General features: G+C 70.6%; 18 protein-coding genes. 9 read left to right on the top strand and 9 right to left on the bottom strand.

What is annotated here, in order from left to right; genetic code table 11:
* Positions 1–121: 121 nt before the first annotated feature.
* Together ACFY01_RS32145 and ACFY01_RS32140 are read left to right on the top strand one after the other, a co-directional pair.
* Positions 122–373, top strand: a complete 252-nt coding sequence (locus ACFY01_RS32145) for a hypothetical protein (RefSeq protein ID WP_390739341.1) — start codon at positions 122–124, stop codon at positions 371–373.
* Positions 327–839 carry a DUF6879 family protein gene (locus tag ACFY01_RS32140; protein WP_390739262.1) on the top strand — a complete coding sequence of 171 codons (513 nt, stop codon included), beginning with the start codon at positions 327–329 and terminating at the stop codon, positions 837–839. Before ACFY01_RS32145 ends, ACFY01_RS32140 begins: the two co-directional genes overlap by 47 nt.
* Before the next feature lie 46 nt (positions 840–885).
* Here ACFY01_RS32140 and ACFY01_RS32135 read toward each other — a convergent pair whose 3' ends face one another.
* Complete coding sequence (locus ACFY01_RS32135) at positions 886–1485, bottom strand: hypothetical protein (protein WP_390739261.1); 600 nt, start codon at positions 1483–1485, stop codon at positions 886–888.
* Between the two features lie 292 nt (positions 1486–1777).
* On the opposite strand from ACFY01_RS32135, the gene ACFY01_RS32130 reads away from it, so the two are divergent.
* Both ACFY01_RS32130 and ACFY01_RS32125 read left to right on the top strand, forming a co-directional pair.
* Positions 1778–2521: a class I SAM-dependent methyltransferase gene (locus tag ACFY01_RS32130; protein WP_390739260.1), complete on the top strand. Its 744-nt coding sequence runs from the start codon at positions 1778–1780 to the stop codon at positions 2519–2521.
* Between the two features lie 27 nt (positions 2522–2548).
* Positions 2549–3091, top strand: a complete 543-nt coding sequence (locus tag ACFY01_RS32125; RefSeq protein WP_390739259.1) for an MOSC domain-containing protein — start codon at positions 2549–2551, stop codon at positions 3089–3091.
* Between the two features lie 77 nt (positions 3092–3168).
* Here ACFY01_RS32125 and ACFY01_RS32120 read toward each other — a convergent pair whose 3' ends face one another.
* Together ACFY01_RS32120 and ACFY01_RS32115 are read right to left on the bottom strand one after the other, a co-directional pair.
* The gene (locus tag ACFY01_RS32120; protein WP_390739258.1) at positions 3169–3693 is read right to left on the bottom strand and encodes a DUF2267 domain-containing protein; all 525 of its coding nucleotides are present in this window, start codon (positions 3691–3693) and stop codon (positions 3169–3171) included.
* A 167-nt stretch (positions 3694–3860) separates the two neighbouring features.
* On the bottom strand, positions 3861–4286 hold the full coding sequence (locus ACFY01_RS32115; RefSeq protein ID WP_390739340.1) for an Hsp20/alpha crystallin family protein: 426 nt from the start codon (positions 4284–4286) through the stop codon (positions 3861–3863).
* 150 nt (positions 4287–4436) lie between these two features.
* On the opposite strand from ACFY01_RS32115, the gene ACFY01_RS32110 reads away from it, so the two are divergent.
* The 3 genes from ACFY01_RS32110 (at position 4437) to ACFY01_RS32100 (ending at position 6846) form a co-directional block, all read left to right on the top strand.
* Complete coding sequence (locus tag ACFY01_RS32110) at positions 4437–4739, top strand: hypothetical protein (protein WP_390739257.1); 303 nt, start codon at positions 4437–4439, stop codon at positions 4737–4739.
* A 104-nt stretch (positions 4740–4843) separates the two neighbouring features.
* Positions 4844–5293, top strand: coding sequence for a hypothetical protein (locus ACFY01_RS32105; protein ID WP_390739256.1), 450 nt, complete (start codon positions 4844–4846; stop codon positions 5291–5293).
* Between the two features lie 53 nt (positions 5294–5346).
* On the top strand, positions 5347–6846 hold the full coding sequence (locus ACFY01_RS32100; RefSeq protein WP_390739255.1) for an alginate lyase family protein: 1500 nt from the start codon (positions 5347–5349) through the stop codon (positions 6844–6846).
* 20 nt (positions 6847–6866) lie between these two features.
* Here ACFY01_RS32100 and ACFY01_RS32095 read toward each other — a convergent pair whose 3' ends face one another.
* Together ACFY01_RS32095 and ACFY01_RS32090 are read right to left on the bottom strand one after the other, a co-directional pair.
* Positions 6867–8405: an MFS transporter gene (locus ACFY01_RS32095; protein WP_390739254.1), complete on the bottom strand. Its 1539-nt coding sequence runs from the start codon at positions 8403–8405 to the stop codon at positions 6867–6869.
* Between the two features lie 69 nt (positions 8406–8474).
* Positions 8475–9737 carry a DUF445 domain-containing protein gene (locus tag ACFY01_RS32090; RefSeq protein ID WP_390739253.1) on the bottom strand — a complete coding sequence of 421 codons (1263 nt, stop codon included), beginning with the start codon at positions 9735–9737 and terminating at the stop codon, positions 8475–8477.
* A gap of 277 nt (positions 9738–10014) precedes the next feature.
* Here ACFY01_RS32090 and ACFY01_RS32085 point away from each other — a divergent pair, with 277 nt between their 5' ends.
* Entirely contained in the window at positions 10015–11349 is a 1335-nt protein-coding gene (locus ACFY01_RS32085; RefSeq protein WP_390739252.1) for an SGNH/GDSL hydrolase family protein, read from the top strand.
* A gap of 36 nt (positions 11350–11385) precedes the next feature.
* Here ACFY01_RS32085 and ACFY01_RS32080 read toward each other — a convergent pair whose 3' ends face one another.
* The 4 genes from ACFY01_RS32080 to ACFY01_RS32065 are packed head-to-tail and all read right to left on the bottom strand — an operon-like array spanning position 11386 to position 14877.
* A complete protein-coding gene (locus ACFY01_RS32080; protein ID WP_390739251.1) occupies positions 11386–12174 on the bottom strand; it encodes a DUF1707 domain-containing protein in 789 nt (262 codons plus the stop codon).
* Positions 12175–12206: 32 nt separating this feature from the next.
* A complete protein-coding gene (locus ACFY01_RS32075; protein ID WP_390739250.1) occupies positions 12207–13256 on the bottom strand; it encodes an ATP-binding cassette domain-containing protein in 1050 nt (349 codons plus the stop codon).
* 6 nt (positions 13257–13262) lie between these two features.
* Positions 13263–14027 carry an ABC transporter permease gene (locus ACFY01_RS32070; protein WP_390739339.1) on the bottom strand — a complete coding sequence of 255 codons (765 nt, stop codon included), beginning with the start codon at positions 14025–14027 and terminating at the stop codon, positions 13263–13265.
* 49 nt (positions 14028–14076) lie between these two features.
* Positions 14077–14877, bottom strand: coding sequence for an ABC transporter permease (locus ACFY01_RS32065; protein WP_390739249.1), 801 nt, complete (start codon positions 14875–14877; stop codon positions 14077–14079).
* A gap of 896 nt (positions 14878–15773) precedes the next feature.
* Between ACFY01_RS32065 and ACFY01_RS32060 the strand changes: the two genes are divergently transcribed.
* The gene (locus ACFY01_RS32060) at positions 15774–18347 is read left to right on the top strand and encodes a transglycosylase domain-containing protein (RefSeq protein ID WP_390739338.1); all 2574 of its coding nucleotides are present in this window, start codon (positions 15774–15776) and stop codon (positions 18345–18347) included.
* Position 18348: the final 1 nt, after the last annotated feature.

The raw sequence follows: 18348 nt of genomic DNA, 5'->3' as shown, positions 1-18348 counted from the left end.
TCAGCGGTCGGCCGGGAGTAGCTCCCCCATCCGTGGCAAGTCCGGCAAGTTCCTGTTTCCCGCCACGGCTTGGCGGCAGGCTCTGGCATACGGATCGTCACCCATGACGGAGGTGGACACCATGGCCCTGCGCCAGCTTGGCAAGGATCCCGAGAGCCCTAGCGGTGGCTCCCCCACGGTGTACCTGGACGACGAGAAGGACACCTATCTCGTACAGGGCTGGAAGGTGCTGGACGACGAGCGACTGGGCCAGATGGACATCCCCGGCCACGAGTCCGTGGTGGAGATTCCGCGACGCATGGTTCAGTTCTTCCTGGAGGTGCAGCATGGCCACGGTTCCGACGTTCGAGGAGCTGTTCCGCGACTGCCGTGAGTCGGCTGTCCATCTGGAGATGCGGGACTCCTACATGAGGTCGGACCCTGCCTATGTCGACTGGGCAGCCGGCGTCGCCATCGACCCAGCCGAGAGGTGGGCCGACTGGCTCACCCTGGTCTCCGAGGCGACGAGCCGGGGCGTGAAGGTCCGCCGCGCCCGCATCGTGTCCGAGCCGGTCAGCAAGTACATCCAGTTCGAGCACGAGGTGACGGATGGCCTGAACATCGCCGCGGGCGAGGACGTGCGCTGGCTCCCACGACGGAGCGCCACCGGCATAGCCTTGCCCGGCAACGACTTCTGGCTGTTCGACTCGTCCTTGCTGCTGGTGAACCACTTCGACGGCGAGGGCGAGTGGCTGGAGCCGTCCCTGAGCACGGACCGCCGGGAGATCGCGCTGTGCGCGAGCGCCTTTGAGGCGGTCTGGGAACTGGGCATCCCGCACACCGACTACCAGCTCGTTTGACCGGCCGGGGAAGGTCGTGAGGCGTGACGTTTGAGGGTGCCGGTGCTCATCTCTCGGGGTCCGGCCACGTCGCCACAAGGGCTCGCCTATCGGGAAAGCGGGGACCGAAGACCATCTCCTGGGTGGGCTCGCCGTTGAGCCAGCAGACTTGCTCGGGGCCGCCGTCGCCGGTGTCGAACAGGCAACACACTCCGCCGCTGGCGGCGGTGAGGTCGGTGAACGCCTTCCTGATGTTGGGCGACCGCGCGAACAAGCGGCTCATCCCGGACGTCGCTGCCGAGCATTCCACCGACGCATAACCGGGGTGCAGGAAGGACTCGAACCGGATCGTCGCGTAGATGTACCCGATCTGGATGCGCCCGTCCGCCTGGGGCTGATGGCCGCCCGTCTTCGCGTACTCGCGCAGTGCGTCATCGGCGTCGAACATGAGGGACGTGTCGAGATCGAGCGTGCTGCTCGTGGAGCAGTCGACCGGCTCGCTCTCGAAGTGGGACGTGAACGGGAGGACGAGCCGTTCACCGCCGGGCAGGGTGATGTCGAGGGGCGGCACGCGAGCAACCGGTGGCGCCAGTTGGGCCAGATTGGCCAGCGCCTTGGCTATGTTTCGGGGACGCAGGTAGATGTCGTAGCTGTAGACCAGTCCCATTCTTCCCCCTCTGCCGGGTCGAACCGCACCTTCTCATGACCCGCCTTGGTGGAGCCCGCCAGTTTTCCCCAGGGGTTGCGCCGATCCGGCTGAGTAAAGGGCGCTTCCGCTCCGCTGCGCTCTCGCGTCGGCTGGCGCCGATGGCCCTGCGGGCCACCCTTGACTCGGCTCGCGGAATCACGGGGGAGAAGCGAGCGGGCGGCGCGGGGAAAGTGGGGACCTGGGTGGGGTGCCCTTGGGTTGGCGTGAAGGGGAGCCTCAGGCCGGGCCTCCTCCTCGGATACTGGCGGGTATGGCGCTCTACGACTCGCTCGGTACGACCTATGCGCGGACACGGCGGCCCGATCCGCGGATCGCGGTGCGGATTCATGCCGCGCTGGACGGCATGGCTGATGTGATCAACGTGGGGGCGGGGGCCGGGTCGTATGAGCCGGAGAGGACTGTGCTTGCCGTGGAGCCCAGTCGGGTCATGGTGGATCAGCGGCCGGTGGGGGCCGCGCCGGCCGTGCAGGGGGTGGCGGAGCGGTTGCCGGTGCGGGATGGGGCCGCTGATGCCGTGATGGCGTTGCTCACCGTGCATCACTGGGGGGATCTGGCCGCGGGGGTGCGGGAGTTACGGCGGGTGGCTCGGCGGCGGGTTGTCGTGCTGACCTGGGATCAGGTGGTCTTTCGGGAGCGGTTCTGGCTCGTGCGGGAGTATCTGCCGGAGGCAGTGGCGTTTGATGATGCGCGGGCCGTGCCTGTGGAGGTGTTGGCTGAGCTGCTCGGTGGGGCTCGGGTGGAGGTTGTTCCTGTTCCGCATGACTGTACGGACGGGTTCGGGGCTGCTTATTGGCGTCGGCCCGAGGCTTATCTCGATCCGGAGGTGCGGGCGGGGATCTCGCTGTGTGCGCAGACCGGGGAAGACGTCATCCGGACTGGGCTGAGCCGGCTTGCGAATGATCTGGCGAGTGGGCGTTGGCGCGCGCGGCACGCTGAGCTGCTGGGGCTCGATGCCATCGATGTGGGTTACCGGCTCCTCGTGAGTAACGTGTGACGTCTGACGAGGGGAGCAGGGGCCAGCATGAACGCGGTGGTTACGGCGGTCAGCAGCAACGGCGAGTACTCGTTCACCAAGCCCAACCGGGAGAGCATCAAGCTGCTCGCACGGCTTGGGGTGGAGGGGGACGTGCATTCCGGGGTGACGGTCAAGCATCGGTCCCGGGTCGCGCAGGATCCCACGCAGCCGAATCTTCGGCAGGTGCACCTCATTCATGAGGAGCTCTTCGGGGAGGTGGAGGGTGCGGGTTTTCGGGTTGCGGCCGGCGAGCTCGGGGAGAACATCACCACCCGGGGGATCGATCTGCTGGCGCTGCCCACCGGCACGCTGTTGCGGATCGGGGACGAGGCCGTGGTCGAGGTGACCGGGCTGCGGAATCCGTGTCTTCAGATCGACAACTTTCAGCGGGGACTGTTGAAGCAGGTCGTCGGGCGAGGGGAGGACGGGAGCCTCGTGCGGAAGGCCGGTGTGATGAGTGTCGTGGTGGTGGGCGGGGTCGTGCGGGCCGGGGATGCGATCGGAGTCGAGCTTCCGGAGGGGCCGCATCGGCCGTTGGAGCGCGTCTGAGTCGCCCAGTGGGCCGGGCCGCCGCCACATCGATTCGGCGGCGCGGCGGCCCGGCCCGGCGGATGGTCAGCGAGTGGTCACGGGGTGCGGGACAGGTCCGCTCGGCCGAACAGCAGGGCGTAGCCGGGCGGGAGTTGGGCGATGATGCGGGTGATCAGGTCGTCGCCGACAAGGTCAGGGAGCACGCTGAGGACCGAGCTGACGTCCCAGCGGGCCATGGCGGGGGTCGCTCCCTCGATGCGGGCCGCGATCGAGTCGACGAACTCGGGGGCGGTCCGGGGGTGGGTGGCCGGAATCTGGGAGGCCACCGTCTTCGCCGCCTCCTCGGGGAGGGCGCGGGCCAGGGCCACGCGTTCGTCGCCGATCACGTGGGCGCCGAGGGCCGTCAGAACTGTGCGGGTGATGTGTTCCGCCTCCTCGCGCGTGGGGTAACGGCCGGCTTCCTGGACCTTCTCGATCAGGTCCGTCCAGGTGCCTCCTCCGGTCCGTGCGCCCGGTGCGGCTTCATGCGGTTCGTGCGGTGTGCGTGGTCCGCTCAGTGTCGTCGGCGTCGGCAGTGTCACTCTGGGCACTGTCACGGTCGGCACCGTCGTCGCGGTCATCGTGTGTGGGCTCCCTTGCCTGGGTGACCTCGTCCCGCGGGCCGGGGAGGGGGTGCCGGCCCGCGGGACGCTTCTTTCCTGGTGCGGCAGTCGACTGGTTCGGTCAGCTGGTCGTTCGGCTGGTCCTGTCAGCTGGTTCGGTCAGCTGGTCCTGTCAGTTGCTGCGGTCAGCCGCTGATCTGCCTGCGGCCGGTTTCGCCGCCCGTGATCTGGATGCGGCGCGGCTTGGCCTGCTCGGCCACCGGGATGCGCAGGGTCAGGACTCCGGCCTCGTAGGAGGCGTCGATGCGCTCCGTGTCGAGGGTGTCGCCGAGGAAGAGCTGGCGGGTGAAGGAGCCCGTGGGCCGTTCGGCGACGAGTAGTTCCGCGCCCTCGGGGGCGGGGGACCTGCGCTCGGCACGGACGTTGAGGACGTTGCGTTCGACGTCCAGTTCGATCGTCTCGGGGTCGACGCCGGGGAGGTCGAAGTGGACCAGGAAGTCGTCCCCGGAACGGTAGGCGTCCATCGCCATCGCGGACGGGCGGGCGTCGGATCCGAAGACCTGCTGCGCGAGACGGTCGAATTCGCGGAACGGGTCGGTACGCATGAGCATCACGGGTCACTCCTCTCTTCGGGTGCTGGGTGCGATGCCCTACGGCTTCTTATATAACTCCGAAGAGGAAAGTTGACAACCCCCGACTCAGGTTCAGCGTGTCGTCGATCCGGGAGTTAGTTTCGGCGCAGACAGCAGAAGGAGGCAGGTATGGCCAGGGTTCCCAGTTCGGTGGTGGCCGCCACGGGGCTCGTCGGTGGGTACGGTGTCGCCCGCTGGACCAGGAAGCGGCAGCTCGGCGGGGCCGTTCTGGCCGTCGCGGGGGCGGCGGCCGCGCAGCAGTGGCGCAGGCAGGCCGGCGGGAAGGCCGCGGGTGCGCTGAGCGCCGTTTATGTCGCCGCGTTCGCCGGGTCGCATCCGCTGGCGAAGAAGGTCGGGGCGTGGCCGTCGGTGTTCGGGGTCGCCGGGGCCGTGGCGCTGACCTCCTGGGCGGTGGCCGACCGGCGGGCGTAGCGGCCAGGGAGGCATGAAGCAGGGGTGGCGTTCTGGCATTTTTCCGTTGGATGCTGGCGATAACGCCACTTCCGCAAGATCATCGCGCGGCCTAGCGTCAGCCCGTGAACAAGTTTCTCCTCGCCGTCCACGTCCTCGCCGCGATCGTCGCCGTCGGGCCCGTCACCGTCGCCGCCAGCATGTTCCCGCCCGCCGCCCGGCGGGCCCTGGCCGCGCCGGACGATCCCCGGGCCGGTGAGACCGTGCGGCTGCTGCACCGGATCTGCAAGGTGTACGCCGTCGTCGGTGTCACCGTCCCGGTCTTCGGGTTCGCCACCGCCAGCAACATGGGTGTGCTGGGCAGCGCCTGGCTGATCGTGTCGATCGCGTTGACGGCGCTCGCCGCGCTGGTGCTGGTCGCGCTGGTGCTGCCCGGGCAGAGCGCGCTGGTGGAGGGCGGCGGTACGCGCGAGGCGACCGTCCGGGTCGCCATGTTCACCGGGATCTTCAACCTGCTCTGGGCCGCCGTGACGATCCTGATGATCGTGCGGCCGGGATCGACCACCGGGGCCTGAGTCCCTGACTGGGATTTTTTGTTATCGGCCGGTCCGGGCCCCGTCTCCGGGGCATGCACGAGACTCGACACCTCACCCGCCGCGGTCTGCTTAACGCCGCGGGAGCCGTAGGGGCCGCGGGCGCCCTCGTGGGCGTCGCCGCCCCTTCCGCCGCGGCCGCCGGCGCGGCCTTCGCGCACCCGGGGCTGCTGCACACCCGTACCGACCTCGACCGCATGGCGGCCAGGGTGAAGGCCGGTGCCGCCCCCTACACGGCCGGATTCGCCAAGCTGACCGCCAACCGGCACGCGCAGAGCGGCTGGCGGGCCAACCCGCAGGCGACCGTGTACCGGGGGGCGGGCAGCCCGCAGAACTACGCGATCCTCTACAACGACATCCACGCCGCCTACCAGAACGCCCTGCGCCACCATGTCAGCGGCGAGAGCGCCCACGCGGACACCGCCGTGGCGATCCTCAACGCCTGGTCGGCGAAGCTGACCTCGATCGCGGGCAGCGCCGACCGGTTCCTCGCGGCCGGGCTGTACGGCTACCAGTTCGCCAACGCGGCGGAGCTCGTCCGCGACCACCCCGACTTCGACCTGGCGGGGGCGAAGAAGGTGCTGCGGGAGGTGTTCTCGCCGCTCAGCGAGTCCTTCCTGAGCCGGCACAACGGCGCCGTCATCACCAACTACTGGCCCAACTGGGACCTGACCGCCATGGCCTGCGTCCTGGCCACCGGCATCTTCTGCGACGACCGGGCCAAGGTCGAGCGGGTGGTCAAGTACTTCAAGAACGGGGCCGGGCTCGGCTCGGTGAGGAACGCGATCCCCGTGGTGCACGACGACGGGCTCGCCGAGTGGCTGGAGGCCGGCCGCGACCAGGGGCACGCGCTGCTCGGCGTCGGGCTGATGGGCACCGTCTGCGAGATGGCCTGGAGTCAGGGGATCGACCTGTACGGGTACGACGACAGCCGCTTCCTGAAGGGCGCGCAGTACGTGGCCAGGTGGAGCCTGGGCGGCACTGTCCCGTACACCGCCAACACCCGGAAGAAGGGCGCCGTCAACGGCTGGTCCGGTTCGGAGACCGCCAGTGCCGCGGCGGGCGTCGACCCGGGCATGATCCGGCCGATCTGGGCGATGATCGCCAACCACTACACCAAGCGCCGGGGGCTGTCCGCCACCTACCTGACCCGGGCCGCCGCCAAGGCCGCGCCCGAGGGCGGCGGCGGGGACTACGGGCCGAACAGCGGCGGGTACGACCAGCTCGGCTTCGGCACGCTGGCGTACACGCGGGACAAGGCGGCGGACCCGACGGCCGCGCCGACCCCGGCGGCCACCGCCAAGGCGTCCACGAGCGGCTCCGGGACCCGCCCGCGGTCGGCCGCCTCCCCCTCACCCGCCACCGGTTCCGGCTCCGGCTCCGGCTCCGGCTCCGGCAACGACCACGACCTCGCCGCCACCGGTTCCAGCGACCTCCTCGGCTGGTCCGCCGCCGCGGGTGTCACCGCCGTGGCCGGAGGGCTGCTCCTGCTGCGGCGGCGGGACCGGGGGCGGCGCGGGAGCGAGAGCTCGTAACCGCGCCGCCCCCGCGCCCGCTACGCCGTCCGCCCCTCCCGCGTCCTCGCCGACTTGGAGCGGGCGGCGGCGTCCTTGCGGCCCTTCGTCACCGCCTTCGCCTTGCCCGCCGCGGCCGACAGCGGGCGGGCGACGTCCTCCAGGGAGCGGCGTTCGGCGTCGACCGCGAGGAACGCGGCGACCAGGCCGGCCGCGCACATCAGGGACGCGCCGATCTGGAAGGCGAGGACCGTGTCGCCGACCTTGCCGGTGCTGGTGAGGTCGGCGAACAGCAGGGGGCCGCTGATGCCGCCGGCGGCGGTGCCAAGGGCGTAGAAGAAGGCGATGGACATCGCCCGGGTCTCCATCGGGAAGACCTCGGAGACGGTCAGGTAGGCGCTGGACGCGCCGGCCGAGGCGAAGAACAGCACCGCGCACCAGCACGCCGTCAGGGTGGTCGCGCTCAGCGACCCCCGGTCGAACAGCCAGGCCGTGCCGAACAGGAGCAGGCCGGACAGGAGGTAGGTCGAGGAGATCATCACGCGGCGGCCGACGGTGTCGAAGAGTTTGCCGAGCAGCAGCGGGCCGCAGAAGTTGCCGACCGCGATGACGGCGAAGTAGTAGCCGGTGCGGTCGGAGGGCACGTCGAAGAACTTGGTGAGGATCGCGCCGAAGCCGAAGGTGATGGCGTTGTACAGGAACGCCTGGCCGATGAAGAGGGAGAACCCGAGCACGGACCGCTTGCGGTACTGCGCGAACACCGTGCGGGCGATCTCCAGGAAGCTGACGGTCCCGCGCTGGTGGATCTCCAGCTCGCCCTCGGGCTCCGCGAGCGGCTCGCCCTTGTCCGCCTCGACCTGCTGTTCTATCGAGGAGACGATGTCCTCCGCCTCGCGTTCCCGGCCGTGGATCAGCAGCCAGCGCGGGCTCTCCGGCACATGGCGGCGGACCAGCAGGATCACCAGGGCGAGGACGGTACCGAGCGCGAAGGTCAGGCGCCAGCCGACGTTCTCGGGCAGCAGGGCCGTGTTCAGCGCGACGATCGACAGCAGGGAGCCGCCGACCGCGCCCAGCCAGAAGCTGCCGTTGATGACCAGGTCGACGCGGCCCCGGTACTTCGCCGGGATCAGCTCGTCGATCGCGGAGTTGATCGCCGCGTACTCGCCGCCGATGCCGAAGCCGGTCAGGAAGCGGAAGAGGAAGAACCACCAGGCCTGGGTGGAGACGGCGGTCAGCGCCGTCGCCGCGAGGTACACCGCGAGGGTGATCATGAAGAGTTTCTTGCGGCCGAAGCGGTCGGTCAGCCGGCCCCAGAACAGGGCCCCGGCGCAGGCGCCCGCGACGTACAGCGCGGCCGCGATGCCGGTGACCTGCCCGGAGGAGATCGACAGCCCGCTGCCCGGCTCGGACAGGCGGCTCGCGATGTTGCCGACGACCGTCACTTCCAGGCCGTCGAGGATCCACACGGTGCCCAGGCCGATGACGATCGTCCAGTGCCACCGGGACCAGGGCAGGCGGTCGAGCCTGGCGGGGATGCGGGTGGTGACGGTCCCGCCGGCCGGGGCCTCGGCTGTGCTCATGGACTCCCTCCTCCTGACCTTCTTCGCAAGGTCGGAGTGCGGGTTCCCGTGACCTGCGCCCGTACGCTCCTACGCCCCCAGCACCCGCGACACCGTGAAGATCAGCAGCCCCACCAGCGAGCCCACCACGGTGCCGTTGATCCGGATGAACTGCAGGTCACGGCCGATGTGGGCCTCGATCTTGCGGGTGGTGTGCTCGGCGTCCCAGCTCGCGACCGTGTCGGTGATCAGGGAGGTGATCTCCTTGCGGTAGGTGGTGACGACGTGCACCGCCGCGCCCTCGACCCAGCTGTCGACCTTGTCCTGGACCTTGGGCTCGACGGCCATCCGGGAGCCCAGGGAGAGCAGGGAGGCGCGGACCCGCAGCCGCAGTTCGCTGCGCTCGTCCTCGGCCGCGGAGACGATCATGGCGCGTACGGCGGTCCAGGCGGACGCGATCAGGTCCTGGACCTCGCCGCGGCCCAGCACCTCGCCCTTGAGGCGCTCCACGCGCGCGCGGGTGTCCGTGTCGGACTGGAGGTCGGAGGCGAAGTCGGCGAGGAAGCGGTCGAGGGCGCCGCGCGCGGGGTGGGACGGCATGTCCCGCATCTCCGTGCAGAAGCGCAGCAGCTCCTTGTAGACGCGTTCGCCGACCTTCCTGTCGACGAAGCGCGGGGTCCAGCCGGGGGCGCCGCCCTGGACGGCGTCCATCACGCTGTCGCCGTGCAGGACGAGCCAGTCGTGGGCGCGGGCGACCACCAGGTCGACGACCCGTTTGTGGCCGCCGTCCGCGACGATCTTCTCCAGCATCTTGCCGATGCCGGGCGCGATCTCCTGGGCGTCGGCGCGGCGGGTGATCGCCTCGCCGACCACCGCCTGCACGTCCTGGTCGCGCAGCACGGTCAGCGCGCCGCGCAGGGCGGTGGCGAGTTCGGCGGTCACCCGGTCCGCGTTCTCCGGTTCCGCCAGCCAGGCGCCCAGCCGGCTGCCGATGCCGACGGCGCGCAGCCGCTGCCGTACGACGTCCTGGGAGAGGAAGTTCTCGCCGACGAACTCGCCCAGGGAGACGCCCAGGGCGTCCTTCTTGGTGGGGATGATCGCGGTGTGCGGGATGGGCAGGCCGAGGGGGTGGCGGAAGAGGGCGGTGACCGCGAACCAGTCGGCCATGGCGCCGACCATGCCCGCCTCGGCGGCCGCGGCGACATAGTCCGCCCAGGCGCCGGCGCCCTCGTGGGAGGCCACCTTGGCGAGGACGTACACCACGGCCACGAACAGCAGCATGGCGGTCGCCGTGAGCTTCATGCGCCGTACCCCGCGCTGCCGCTCCTCGTCGGCGGGGGTGAAGGCGGTCATGGTGCGGTAGGACGGCGCCGTGCCGCCGGGTGCCCCCGCGGCCGTTCCCGGCGTTCCCGAGTCGGCTCCCCGTGTCCCTGAGGCCGCTTGCGTTCTCGTTTCCGTACGTTCCATCTGCTCCACCCGTCCGGTGATCCCGCACACAATTGTCCCTTCCTGACCTACTCCCGGAACAGAAAGGGAGTTCCCGGCGTCAATGTGGGCGGGTTCATGACGCATCATGGACTCATCAGATCGGAGCCTTGGGCTCCCATCGCCCGAGGAGAACAACACACGCATGACCAAGCGTCATGGTTATGCCCTGCTCAGTGCGCTCGTCGCACTGGTCGTGGCCCTTTCCGCCGCCATCTGTGTCGGGTTCGCGGCCGACGAAGGCACTTCCAGCGGCACCGTCGCCGACGACCGCCCCCACCACGGCACCGCCGTCGCCCCCGCCTCCACCGGCACCTGGGTCGGCGCCTGGTCCACCTCCCCGGCGGGAGCCGAACCCGGCACGGAGACGAACGGCATGGCGGGCCGCTCGGTGCGCAACGTCGTGCACGCCGGCACCGGGGGTACGAGTGCCCGCGTCACGCTGTCCAATCTCTACGGCCAGTCCCCGCTGACCATCACGCACGCCACGATCGCGGTCGCCGCCGGCGACAACACGGCGGAGGCAGCCGCGGAAACGATGCGGCGGCTCACCTTCGGCGGCAGCACGAGCGTCGTCATCCCGGCCGGCGGCCAGACGGTCAGCGACGCGGTCCGCGTCACCATCCCGCTCGGCACGGACGTCCTGGTCACCACCTACTCCCCCACCCCCTCGGGCCCGGTGACCTACCACCCGCACGCGCAGCAGGTGTCGTACATCGCCGCGGGCGACCGCACCGAGGACACCACGGCCGCCGGCTACACCGAACAGACGCCGTACTGGCGCTACCTGACGGCCCTTGACGTGCTGAGCAACGAGTCCGACGGCACCGTCGTCGCGCTCGGCGACTCCATAACCGACGGCATAACCTCCACCGTCGGCGCCAACCACCGCTGGACCGACGTGCTCGGCGAGCGGCTGCGCACGGCCGTCGAGGGCGGCGCCGACCTGCCCCGCTACAGCGTCGTCAACCAGGGCATCAGCGGCAACCAGGTCCTCGCCGACGGCCTCGGGCGGCCCGCCGACAACCAGAGCGGGCTCGGCCGCTTCGGCCGTGACGTGCTCTCCCGTACGAACGTCAAGGTCGTCGTCATCGACCTCGGCGTCAACGACATCCTGCGCAACCCGAAGCTCGCCGACCCCGCGAAGGTCACCGCCGGTCTGCGCACCCTGGTCCGCCAGGCCCACGCCCGCGGCCTGAGGGTCGTCGGCGCCACCTTGATGCCGTTCGGGGGCCACCGCGGCTACACGCCGGCCCGTGAGGCGGTGCGCGAGCAGATCAACGCCGAGATACGCGCGGGCCGGGTCTACGACGCCGTGGTCGACTTCGACAAGGCCCTGCGGGACCCGTACGACCCGCGCCGGCTGCGCTCCGACTACGACTCGGGCGACCACCTGCACCCAAGCGACCAGGGCTTCCGGAAGATGGCCGAGGTGTTCGACCTGCGCGAGCTGAAGGGCGCCGGACAGGCCGAGCTGTAGGCACCGCCCCGCGCAGTCGTGCCGCCGGGGAGCGGCTCAGCGCTCCCCGTACCGGCGGTGCTCCCGCTCCTCACGGCGGTGCTCCCGCTCCTCGCGGCGACGCTCGTGCCGGGCCTCGCCCAGCTCGTGCCGCCGGGCCTCCTGCAACTCGTGCCGCTCCGCCCTGCGGTCCAGCTTCTCCTGGCGCCGCTCCTCCTTCAGACGGGCCCGCTCGGCCCGGGTCCGCTTGCGTTCGATGCCGACGCCGCCCCAGAAGGCGAAGCCCGACACGATCACCCGCGGGGCTCCCGGCTCCCCGGGGACGCCGTCCTCACGGTGGTCGAAGCCGCCCATGATCCCGAAACCGCGCACGACGACCTCGACGCCGGGCGGCACCACGATCTGCACCCCGCCCATGATCGCGACGCAGTTGATCTCCACCTCGTGGTCGGCGAAGTCCGCCTCCCGCAGGTCGATCTCCCCGCCGCCCCAGAAGGCGAGGCAGTTGAACCGCTTCGGCATCGTCCAGCGCCCCTTGCGCTGGAAGCCGGACATGATGGCGACGGCCCCCGCGGACGAGCCCTCGCGGCCCACGATCCGACCCGCCCAACTCCCGTCCGGGACAGGCTCCTTGCGCATCGACACGGCGGGCGCGGCAGCGGGCACCGGCAGGTCGCGGGTGATCGGCGTCAGCTCCCCGTAGGTGCGCGCCTTGTACGTCGCCTCCAGCCGCTCCTCGAACTCCTCCATTTCGAGCCGCCCTTCGGCCAGGGCGTCCCGCAGGATCTCGGTGACCCGCTCACGATCGGCGTCGGAGGCACGGAGTTCCGGGGCGTTGTCCGTCATGGCAGCAGCCTACGAGTTCGCCGCGCGCAGGGCTATGACACCGGCTCCTCCCGGCTGCCGCCCCGCGCCTCCCGGGCCGGCTGCTCCGGCTGCTCCGACTTCTCGGCGTACATCGTCGCGATCACCGCCTCGATGTCCGGCTCCCGCACCGACAGGTCCACCAGCGGATACTCCGCCGCGACCCGCGCCACCAGCGGCGCCGCCGACTGCGCGGCGGGGAACGCCAGCCACTGCCGGGGCCCCTCGACCCTGACCACCCGCGCCTGAGGCACCTCGATCGGCGGCAACTCCCGCTCCAGGTCCACCACCAGGGTCCGCTCGCTCTCCCCCACCTCGTGCAGGCCCGCGAGCGGACCGTCGTACATCAGCCGGCCGTGGTCGATGACCATCACCCGCGAGCACAGCTGCTCGATGTCCTGGAGGTCGTGCGTGGTCAGCAGGACCGTCGTGCCGCGCTCGGCGTTCAGCTCCCGCAGGAAGCCACGCACCTTGGCCTTGGAGATGACGTCCAGGCCGATGGTCGGCTCGTCGAGGTAGAGCACCTCGGGGTCGTGCAGCAGCGCCGCGGCGATGTCGCCGCGCATCCGCTGGCCGAGGGAGAGCTGACGGACCGGCACGTCCAGCAGGTCGGACAGCTCCAGGAGTTCCACGCAGCGTTCCAGGTTCTCCTCGTAACGCCGGTCCGGGACACGGTACATGCGGTGCACCAGCCGGTAGGAGTCGATCAGCGGCAGGTCCCACCACAGCGTCGTACGCTGCCCGAACACCACCCCGATGCGGTGCGCCAGGCGGGAGCGCTCGCGGGAGGGGTCGATGCCGGCGACCCGCAGCCGGCCGCCGCTCGGGGTCAGGATGCCCGTCAGCATCTTGATCGTCGTCGACTTCCCGGCACCGTTCGGGCCGATGTAGCCCACCATCTCGCCGCGCGCCACCCGGAAGGAGATCGAGTCGACCGCCCGCACCTGCCTGCGCTCCCGCTTCAGGAAGCCGGCCTTCTTGCGGACGTCGAAGACCTTCTCGACGCGGTCGAGTTCGATGAAGCCGCCGTCCACCGCGGCGGCGTCGTCCATTGCGAGGTCCATTGCGAACTAGCTCCCTGTACTCCGATACGACCGAAGCCCCGTCCGCCACGCCAGCCCGGCGAGCGCCAGGCACGCCGTGGCGGCGAGCGGCGGCGTGAACGCCATCCACCTCGGCAGGTCCAGTGGGTACGGCCGCCCCAAGACGTAAGTCGCCGGGATCCAGTTGACGAAAGCCAGCGGCAGCACGAAGGTCACCCCGCGCACCAGCTCCGTCGCGAACACCGTCGGCGGGTACTGCAACATCGTCGTACCGCCGTAGGTGAAGGCGTTCTGCACTTCGGAGGCGTCCTGGGCCACGAACTGGAAGGCCGCGCCCGCGAAGAACACCGCGCAGAAGATTCCACAACCGCTCAACAGCATCACCGGCATCACCAGCACCTTGAGCGGCGTCCAGTCGATGTCGACCCGCACCAGCGCGTACGACAGCACCAGCAGCCCCTGCGTGACCCGCCCGAGCCGCCGCAGCGCGAACTGGTCGGCGGCCATCTGCGCCAGCACCGGTGCCGGGCGCACCAGCAGCGTGTCCAGCGTGCCGTCGCGCACCCGCCGCCCCAGCTTCTCCATGGACCCGACCGTCAAGTCGGCGAGGCCGAAGGAAACACCGGACAGGCCGTACAGGAAGGCGACCTCGGACAGCGAGTAGCCGCCGAGCGCGTCGACGCGGGAGAACATCAGCAGGACCGCGACGAAGTCGAGCATGGTCGCCGCGAAGTTGCCGACCGTGGTCATGACGAACGAGGCACGGTACGCCATCGTGGAGCGGATCCACATCGCGGCGATCAGACGGTACGCCCGCAGCCCGTCCGCCACCCGGGAGGCCTCAACCACCCTGCACCACCACTCTCCGCGTCGCGACCGCCTGGAGCATCCGCCCGGCCGCCAGAAGCGCCACCGCCCACGTGATCTGGAAGGCGTACGTGCCGAGCGGGTCGGCGTGCCCGAGCAGCACGTCCGCCGGCGCCTGGAGCAGCGAGGACCAGGGCAGAGCCCGTACGACATCGCCCAAGGCGCCCGGGAACACATTGAGCGGCAGCAGCATTCCGGAACAGAACCAGCCGACCAGCCACGCCATCTGGGTCACCCCCGTCCCGTCCAGCAGCCAGAACGCCGTCAGCGCCACCAGGTACCGGATCCCGAAGCTGACCAGCATCGCGAGCAGCACGGCGAGCAGGAACGCGCCCCAGGTCGCAACGTCCGTGGGCAGAGCCAGGTCGAAGAACAGCCCCCCGAAGAGGAAGGGCACCACACCGCGCCCCAGTAACTCGAATCCCGCCCGCCCCAGATCGGCCGACAACCACCACAGCTGAAGATCGACCGGCCGGTACAGGTCGATCGCGATGTCCCCCGTACGGATGCGTTCCATCAGTTCGCCCTCGACGCCTCCGCCACCGCTGGCCAGGGTCTTGAACAGCGCCTGCCCGAGCCACACATAGGTCACGGCCTGCGCCTGGTCGTAGCCCCCGAGGTGGGGCCGCTGGTCCCACAGGGCCAGGTAGGTGTAGACGAGGATCAGACCGAATACCGTGTTGGTGAACACCCCTGCCGCGGTGGCCGCGCGATACGTCGCGTACCGTCTGAAACCCCCCGCCGCGACGGCCGCGTACAACCGTCCCGCGCCCACGTCGATCTACCTCCCGGAGCTTTTGACACCGAAGCGCAGGAGCCTACTGCGCGGCCGGTCCGGCCGACCACGCATTTTCCTGCCGGACGCGCGCCGGAATCCGGGAACGGAACGCTTGGTGCGAGAGTCTTCACTCGGGGGTGCAGAAGGCGTACGAGTGCGTACGGCGACACGACGTTACACAGGAGTCCGTGCACGACATGAGCGACGAGCCGCAGCCGCAGCAGCCGAACAAGGGCGGGGCGCCGGGAGAGCCACTGGCGGCTGAAGGGCCCGGAGAGCCGGAGGGCCGGGAGGAGACGGCGGACAAGAGCGACAAAGCCGATAAGGCCGCCAAGTCCGACCGGAACGGCGGGAACGGCGACCAGGGCGAGAACCACGCCCCGGCGGCGCCGACGCCCCCCGCAGCCGCGGAGCCCGGGGCGGCCGAGAAGACCCAGACCCTCCGGCGCATCAAGGCGACCCAGGCGACGCCCTCGACCCCGAAGGGCACGGCTGCTCCGACGACCCCTGCGGCTCCGTCGGCTCCGTCGGCGCCCTCGGCCAAGGGGAACGCAGCGGCCAAGGCGCCCCGGGAGCCCGGGGAGGCCGGGGCTGCGGAGAAGACCCAGGTCCTCCGGCGCATCAAGGCGACCCAGGCGACTCCCGCGACACCGTCGGCTCCCGCGGCCGCGGACGGTACGGCGGCCCCGGCGGCCCCGAAGAGCCCGACGGCCCCCGCTGCCGCGCCGGGTTCGGCGGGTACGGCGGCCAAGGCCGCTGAGGGAGCTGAGGCAGCCGAGAAGACCCAGGTCCTCCGGCGCATCAAGGCGACCCACGCGACCCCGGCAGCCCCCGCGGGCCCCGCCGGTCCCGCGACCCCCGCGGCTTCGGCTGGTCCGACGGCCCCGGCGGCCATGGCGGGCCCGACGCCCCCGGCACGCAGGGTGCCCCAGCAGCCCAAGGCGCCGGACAGGACCCAGACGACCGGGGCAACCGGGACGACCGGGGCGGCCACCGCTGCCCAGGCGGCGCACGGGTCCGAGGCCCCCGCGACCACCCGGCTCCCCCGGCAGACGGCCCCGGCCCCCGCCGCGGCCACCCCCACGGCCAACGCGGCCGACGGAGGAAGCGACGGGCCCGGCACCGGCGACGGCAAGGGGAAGAAGCCCAAGCGCCCCAAGCGCACCGGCTTGCGCCGGCTGGTCCCGACCTGGCGGATGGTGCTCGGCACCTTCGTCATCGGCGTCCTGCTGCTCTTCGGCCTGTTCTTCCTCGGCTACTCGATGGTGAAGATCCCGCCGGCCAACGCGCTCGCCATGAAGCAGAGCAACGTCTTCCTCTACGCGGACGGCTCCCAGCTGGCCCGCGACGGCGAGGTCAACCGGGAGAACGTCACCCTCGCCCAGATCTCCAAGGACGCCCAGCACGCCGTGCTGGCCGCCGAGGACCGCGACTTCTACACCGAGTCGGCAGTCGACCCCAAGGCGATGATCCGCGCCGCCTGGAACACCGCGACCGGCAAGGGCAAGCAGTCCGGCTCGACGATCACCCAGCAGTACGTGAAGAACTACTACCTCGCGCAGGAGCAGACCGTCACGCGCAAGGCCAAGGAGTTCTTCATCTCGATCAAGCTGGACCGCAACAAGACCAAGGGCCAGATCCTCGAGGGCTACCTCAACACCAGCTACTTCGGCCGCAACGCCTACGGCATCCAGGCCGCCGCCCAGGCCTACTACGGCCGGGACGCCGCCGGCCTCGACCCGGCCCGCGCCGCCTACCTCGCCGCGCTGGTCAACGCGCCCAGCGAGTACGACGTCGTCGCCCACCCCGAGAACAAGTCGGCGGCCGTCGCCCGCTGGAACTACGTACTCGACGGCATGGTGAAGAAGGGCTGGCTGAGCCAGTCGAAGCGGACCGGCATGAAGTTCCCGATGCCGAAGGAGCAGACGACCTCCACCGGTCTGTCCGGGCAGCGCGGCTACATCGTCTACGCGATCAAGGACTACCTCGTCCAAAACAAGATCCTCACCAAGGACCAGCTCGAAGCGGGCGGCTACCGCATCACGACGACCCTCCAGAAGAGCAAGCAGAACGCCTTCGTGAAGGCCGTCGACGACAAGCTGATCTCCAAGCTGGACAAGAAGAACAACAAGGTCGACAACTACGTCCGCGCGGGCGGCGCCTCCGTCGACCCCAAGACCGGCAAGGTCGTCGCGATGTACGGCGGCATCGACTTCGTCAAGCAGTACACCAACGGCGCGACCCGGGGTGACTACCAGGTCGGCTCCACCTTCAAGCCGTTCGTGTTCACCTCGGCGGTCCAGAACGGCTCGACCACCCAGTCCGGCCAGACCATCACGCCGAACACGTACTACGACGGCACCAACCAGCGGCCCGTCCAGGGCTGGAGCGGCGGCGCCTACGCCCCGGAGAACGAGGACTCCAAGTCGTACGGCGAGATCACCGTGCGCAAGGCGACCGACCTGTCCGTGAACTCGGTGTACGCGCAGATGGCCGTCGACGTCGGCCCGACCAAGGTCAAGCAGACCGCGGTCGACCTCGGCATCCCGTCCGGCACCAAGGACCTCCAGCCGTACCCGTCCATCGCGCTCGGCACGGCCACCGCGAGCGTCCTGGACATGGCGGAGGCGTACGCCACGCTCGCCAACCACGGCAAGCACGGCACGTACACGATGATCGAGAAGATCACCAAGGACAACAAGAGCGAGGTACGACTGCCCGAGCAGACGACCAAGCAGGCCGTCAGCCGCGAGGCCGCCGACACCACGACCTCCATCCTCCAGAGCGTCGTCCAGACCGGCACCGCGACCGCCGCCCAGCAGGCCGGCCGCCCCGCCGCCGGCAAGACGGGCACCGCGGAGGAGGACACCGCGGCCTGGTTCGCGGGCTACACCCCCGACCTCGCCACGGTCGTGTCCGTCATGGGACAGGACCCGGAGACGGCCCACCACAAGCCGCTGTACGGCGCCCTCGGCCTGCCCCGCATCAACGGCGGCGGCGCGCCCACCGAGATCTGGGCGCAGTACACCAAGAACGCGCTGAAGGGTAAGGCGGTGAGCGACTTCGACCTGGAGCTCCAGCAGGGCGCGGACGTCCAGGCGCCCAGCTCCAAGGCGCCCAGCCAGCCGGCCACCGGCACCCCCACCGAAGGTGGCACCCCGACCACCGGCAGCCCGGACACCCAGGGCCAGACGGCCGGCCAGACCGACGGCGGCACCACCACCGGCACCGGCGACGGCGGCACCCCCACCACCGGCAGCCCGGACACCCAGGGCCAGACGGCCGGCCAGACCGACGGCGGCACCACCACCGGCACCGGCGACGGCGGCACCACCACCGGCACAGGGGACGCCGGCACCACGACCGGCACGGGCGACGGCGGCACACCTACGGGCGGCGGCGCGCCCGGAGGAGCCGGGGACACCGCGGGCGCCTTCGCTCCGCAGGCGGCATTCAGACGCCAGTGAC

Source organism: Streptomyces sp. NPDC001480, from assembly GCF_042894725.1.
Lineage (GTDB): Bacteria > Actinomycetota > Actinomycetes > Streptomycetales > Streptomycetaceae > Streptomyces.
This window is presented reverse-complemented; position numbering and strand designations above follow the sequence as displayed.

What these genes read in the sequence shown, in the direction of transcription:
- ACFY01_RS32095 (WP_390739254.1), bottom strand. Translation starts at nt 8,405, where the DNA reads ATGAGCACAGCCGAGGCCCCGGCCGGCGGGACCGTCACCACCCGCATC.
- ACFY01_RS32080 (WP_390739251.1), bottom strand. Translation starts at nt 12,174, where the DNA reads ATGACGGACAACGCCCCGGAACTCCGTGCCTCCGACGCCGATCGTGAG.
- ACFY01_RS32070 (WP_390739339.1), bottom strand. Translation starts at nt 14,027, where the DNA reads ATGTGGATCCGCTCCACGATGGCGTACCGTGCCTCGTTCGTCATGACC.
- ACFY01_RS32125 (WP_390739259.1), top strand. Translation starts at nt 2,549, where the DNA reads ATGAACGCGGTGGTTACGGCGGTCAGCAGCAACGGCGAGTACTCGTTC.
- ACFY01_RS32130 (WP_390739260.1), top strand. Translation starts at nt 1,778, where the DNA reads ATGGCGCTCTACGACTCGCTCGGTACGACCTATGCGCGGACACGGCGG.
- ACFY01_RS32145 (WP_390739341.1), top strand. Translation starts at nt 122, where the DNA reads ATGGCCCTGCGCCAGCTTGGCAAGGATCCCGAGAGCCCTAGCGGTGGC.
- ACFY01_RS32140 (WP_390739262.1), top strand. Translation starts at nt 327, where the DNA reads ATGGCCACGGTTCCGACGTTCGAGGAGCTGTTCCGCGACTGCCGTGAG.
- ACFY01_RS32110 (WP_390739257.1), top strand. Translation starts at nt 4,437, where the DNA reads ATGGCCAGGGTTCCCAGTTCGGTGGTGGCCGCCACGGGGCTCGTCGGT.
- ACFY01_RS32075 (WP_390739250.1), bottom strand. Translation starts at nt 13,256, where the DNA reads ATGGACCTCGCAATGGACGACGCCGCCGCGGTGGACGGCGGCTTCATC.
- ACFY01_RS32115 (WP_390739340.1), bottom strand. Translation starts at nt 4,286, where the DNA reads ATGCTCATGCGTACCGACCCGTTCCGCGAATTCGACCGTCTCGCGCAG.
- ACFY01_RS32060 (WP_390739338.1), top strand. Translation starts at nt 15,774, where the DNA reads ATGGCGGGCCCGACGCCCCCGGCACGCAGGGTGCCCCAGCAGCCCAAG.
- ACFY01_RS32135 (WP_390739261.1), bottom strand. Translation starts at nt 1,485, where the DNA reads ATGGGACTGGTCTACAGCTACGACATCTACCTGCGTCCCCGAAACATA.
- ACFY01_RS32100 (WP_390739255.1), top strand. Translation starts at nt 5,347, where the DNA reads ATGCACGAGACTCGACACCTCACCCGCCGCGGTCTGCTTAACGCCGCG.
- ACFY01_RS32090 (WP_390739253.1), bottom strand. Translation starts at nt 9,737, where the DNA reads ATGACCGCCTTCACCCCCGCCGACGAGGAGCGGCAGCGCGGGGTACGG.
- ACFY01_RS32085 (WP_390739252.1), top strand. Translation starts at nt 10,015, where the DNA reads ATGACCAAGCGTCATGGTTATGCCCTGCTCAGTGCGCTCGTCGCACTG.
- ACFY01_RS32120 (WP_390739258.1), bottom strand. Translation starts at nt 3,693, where the DNA reads ATGACCGCGACGACGGTGCCGACCGTGACAGTGCCCAGAGTGACACTG.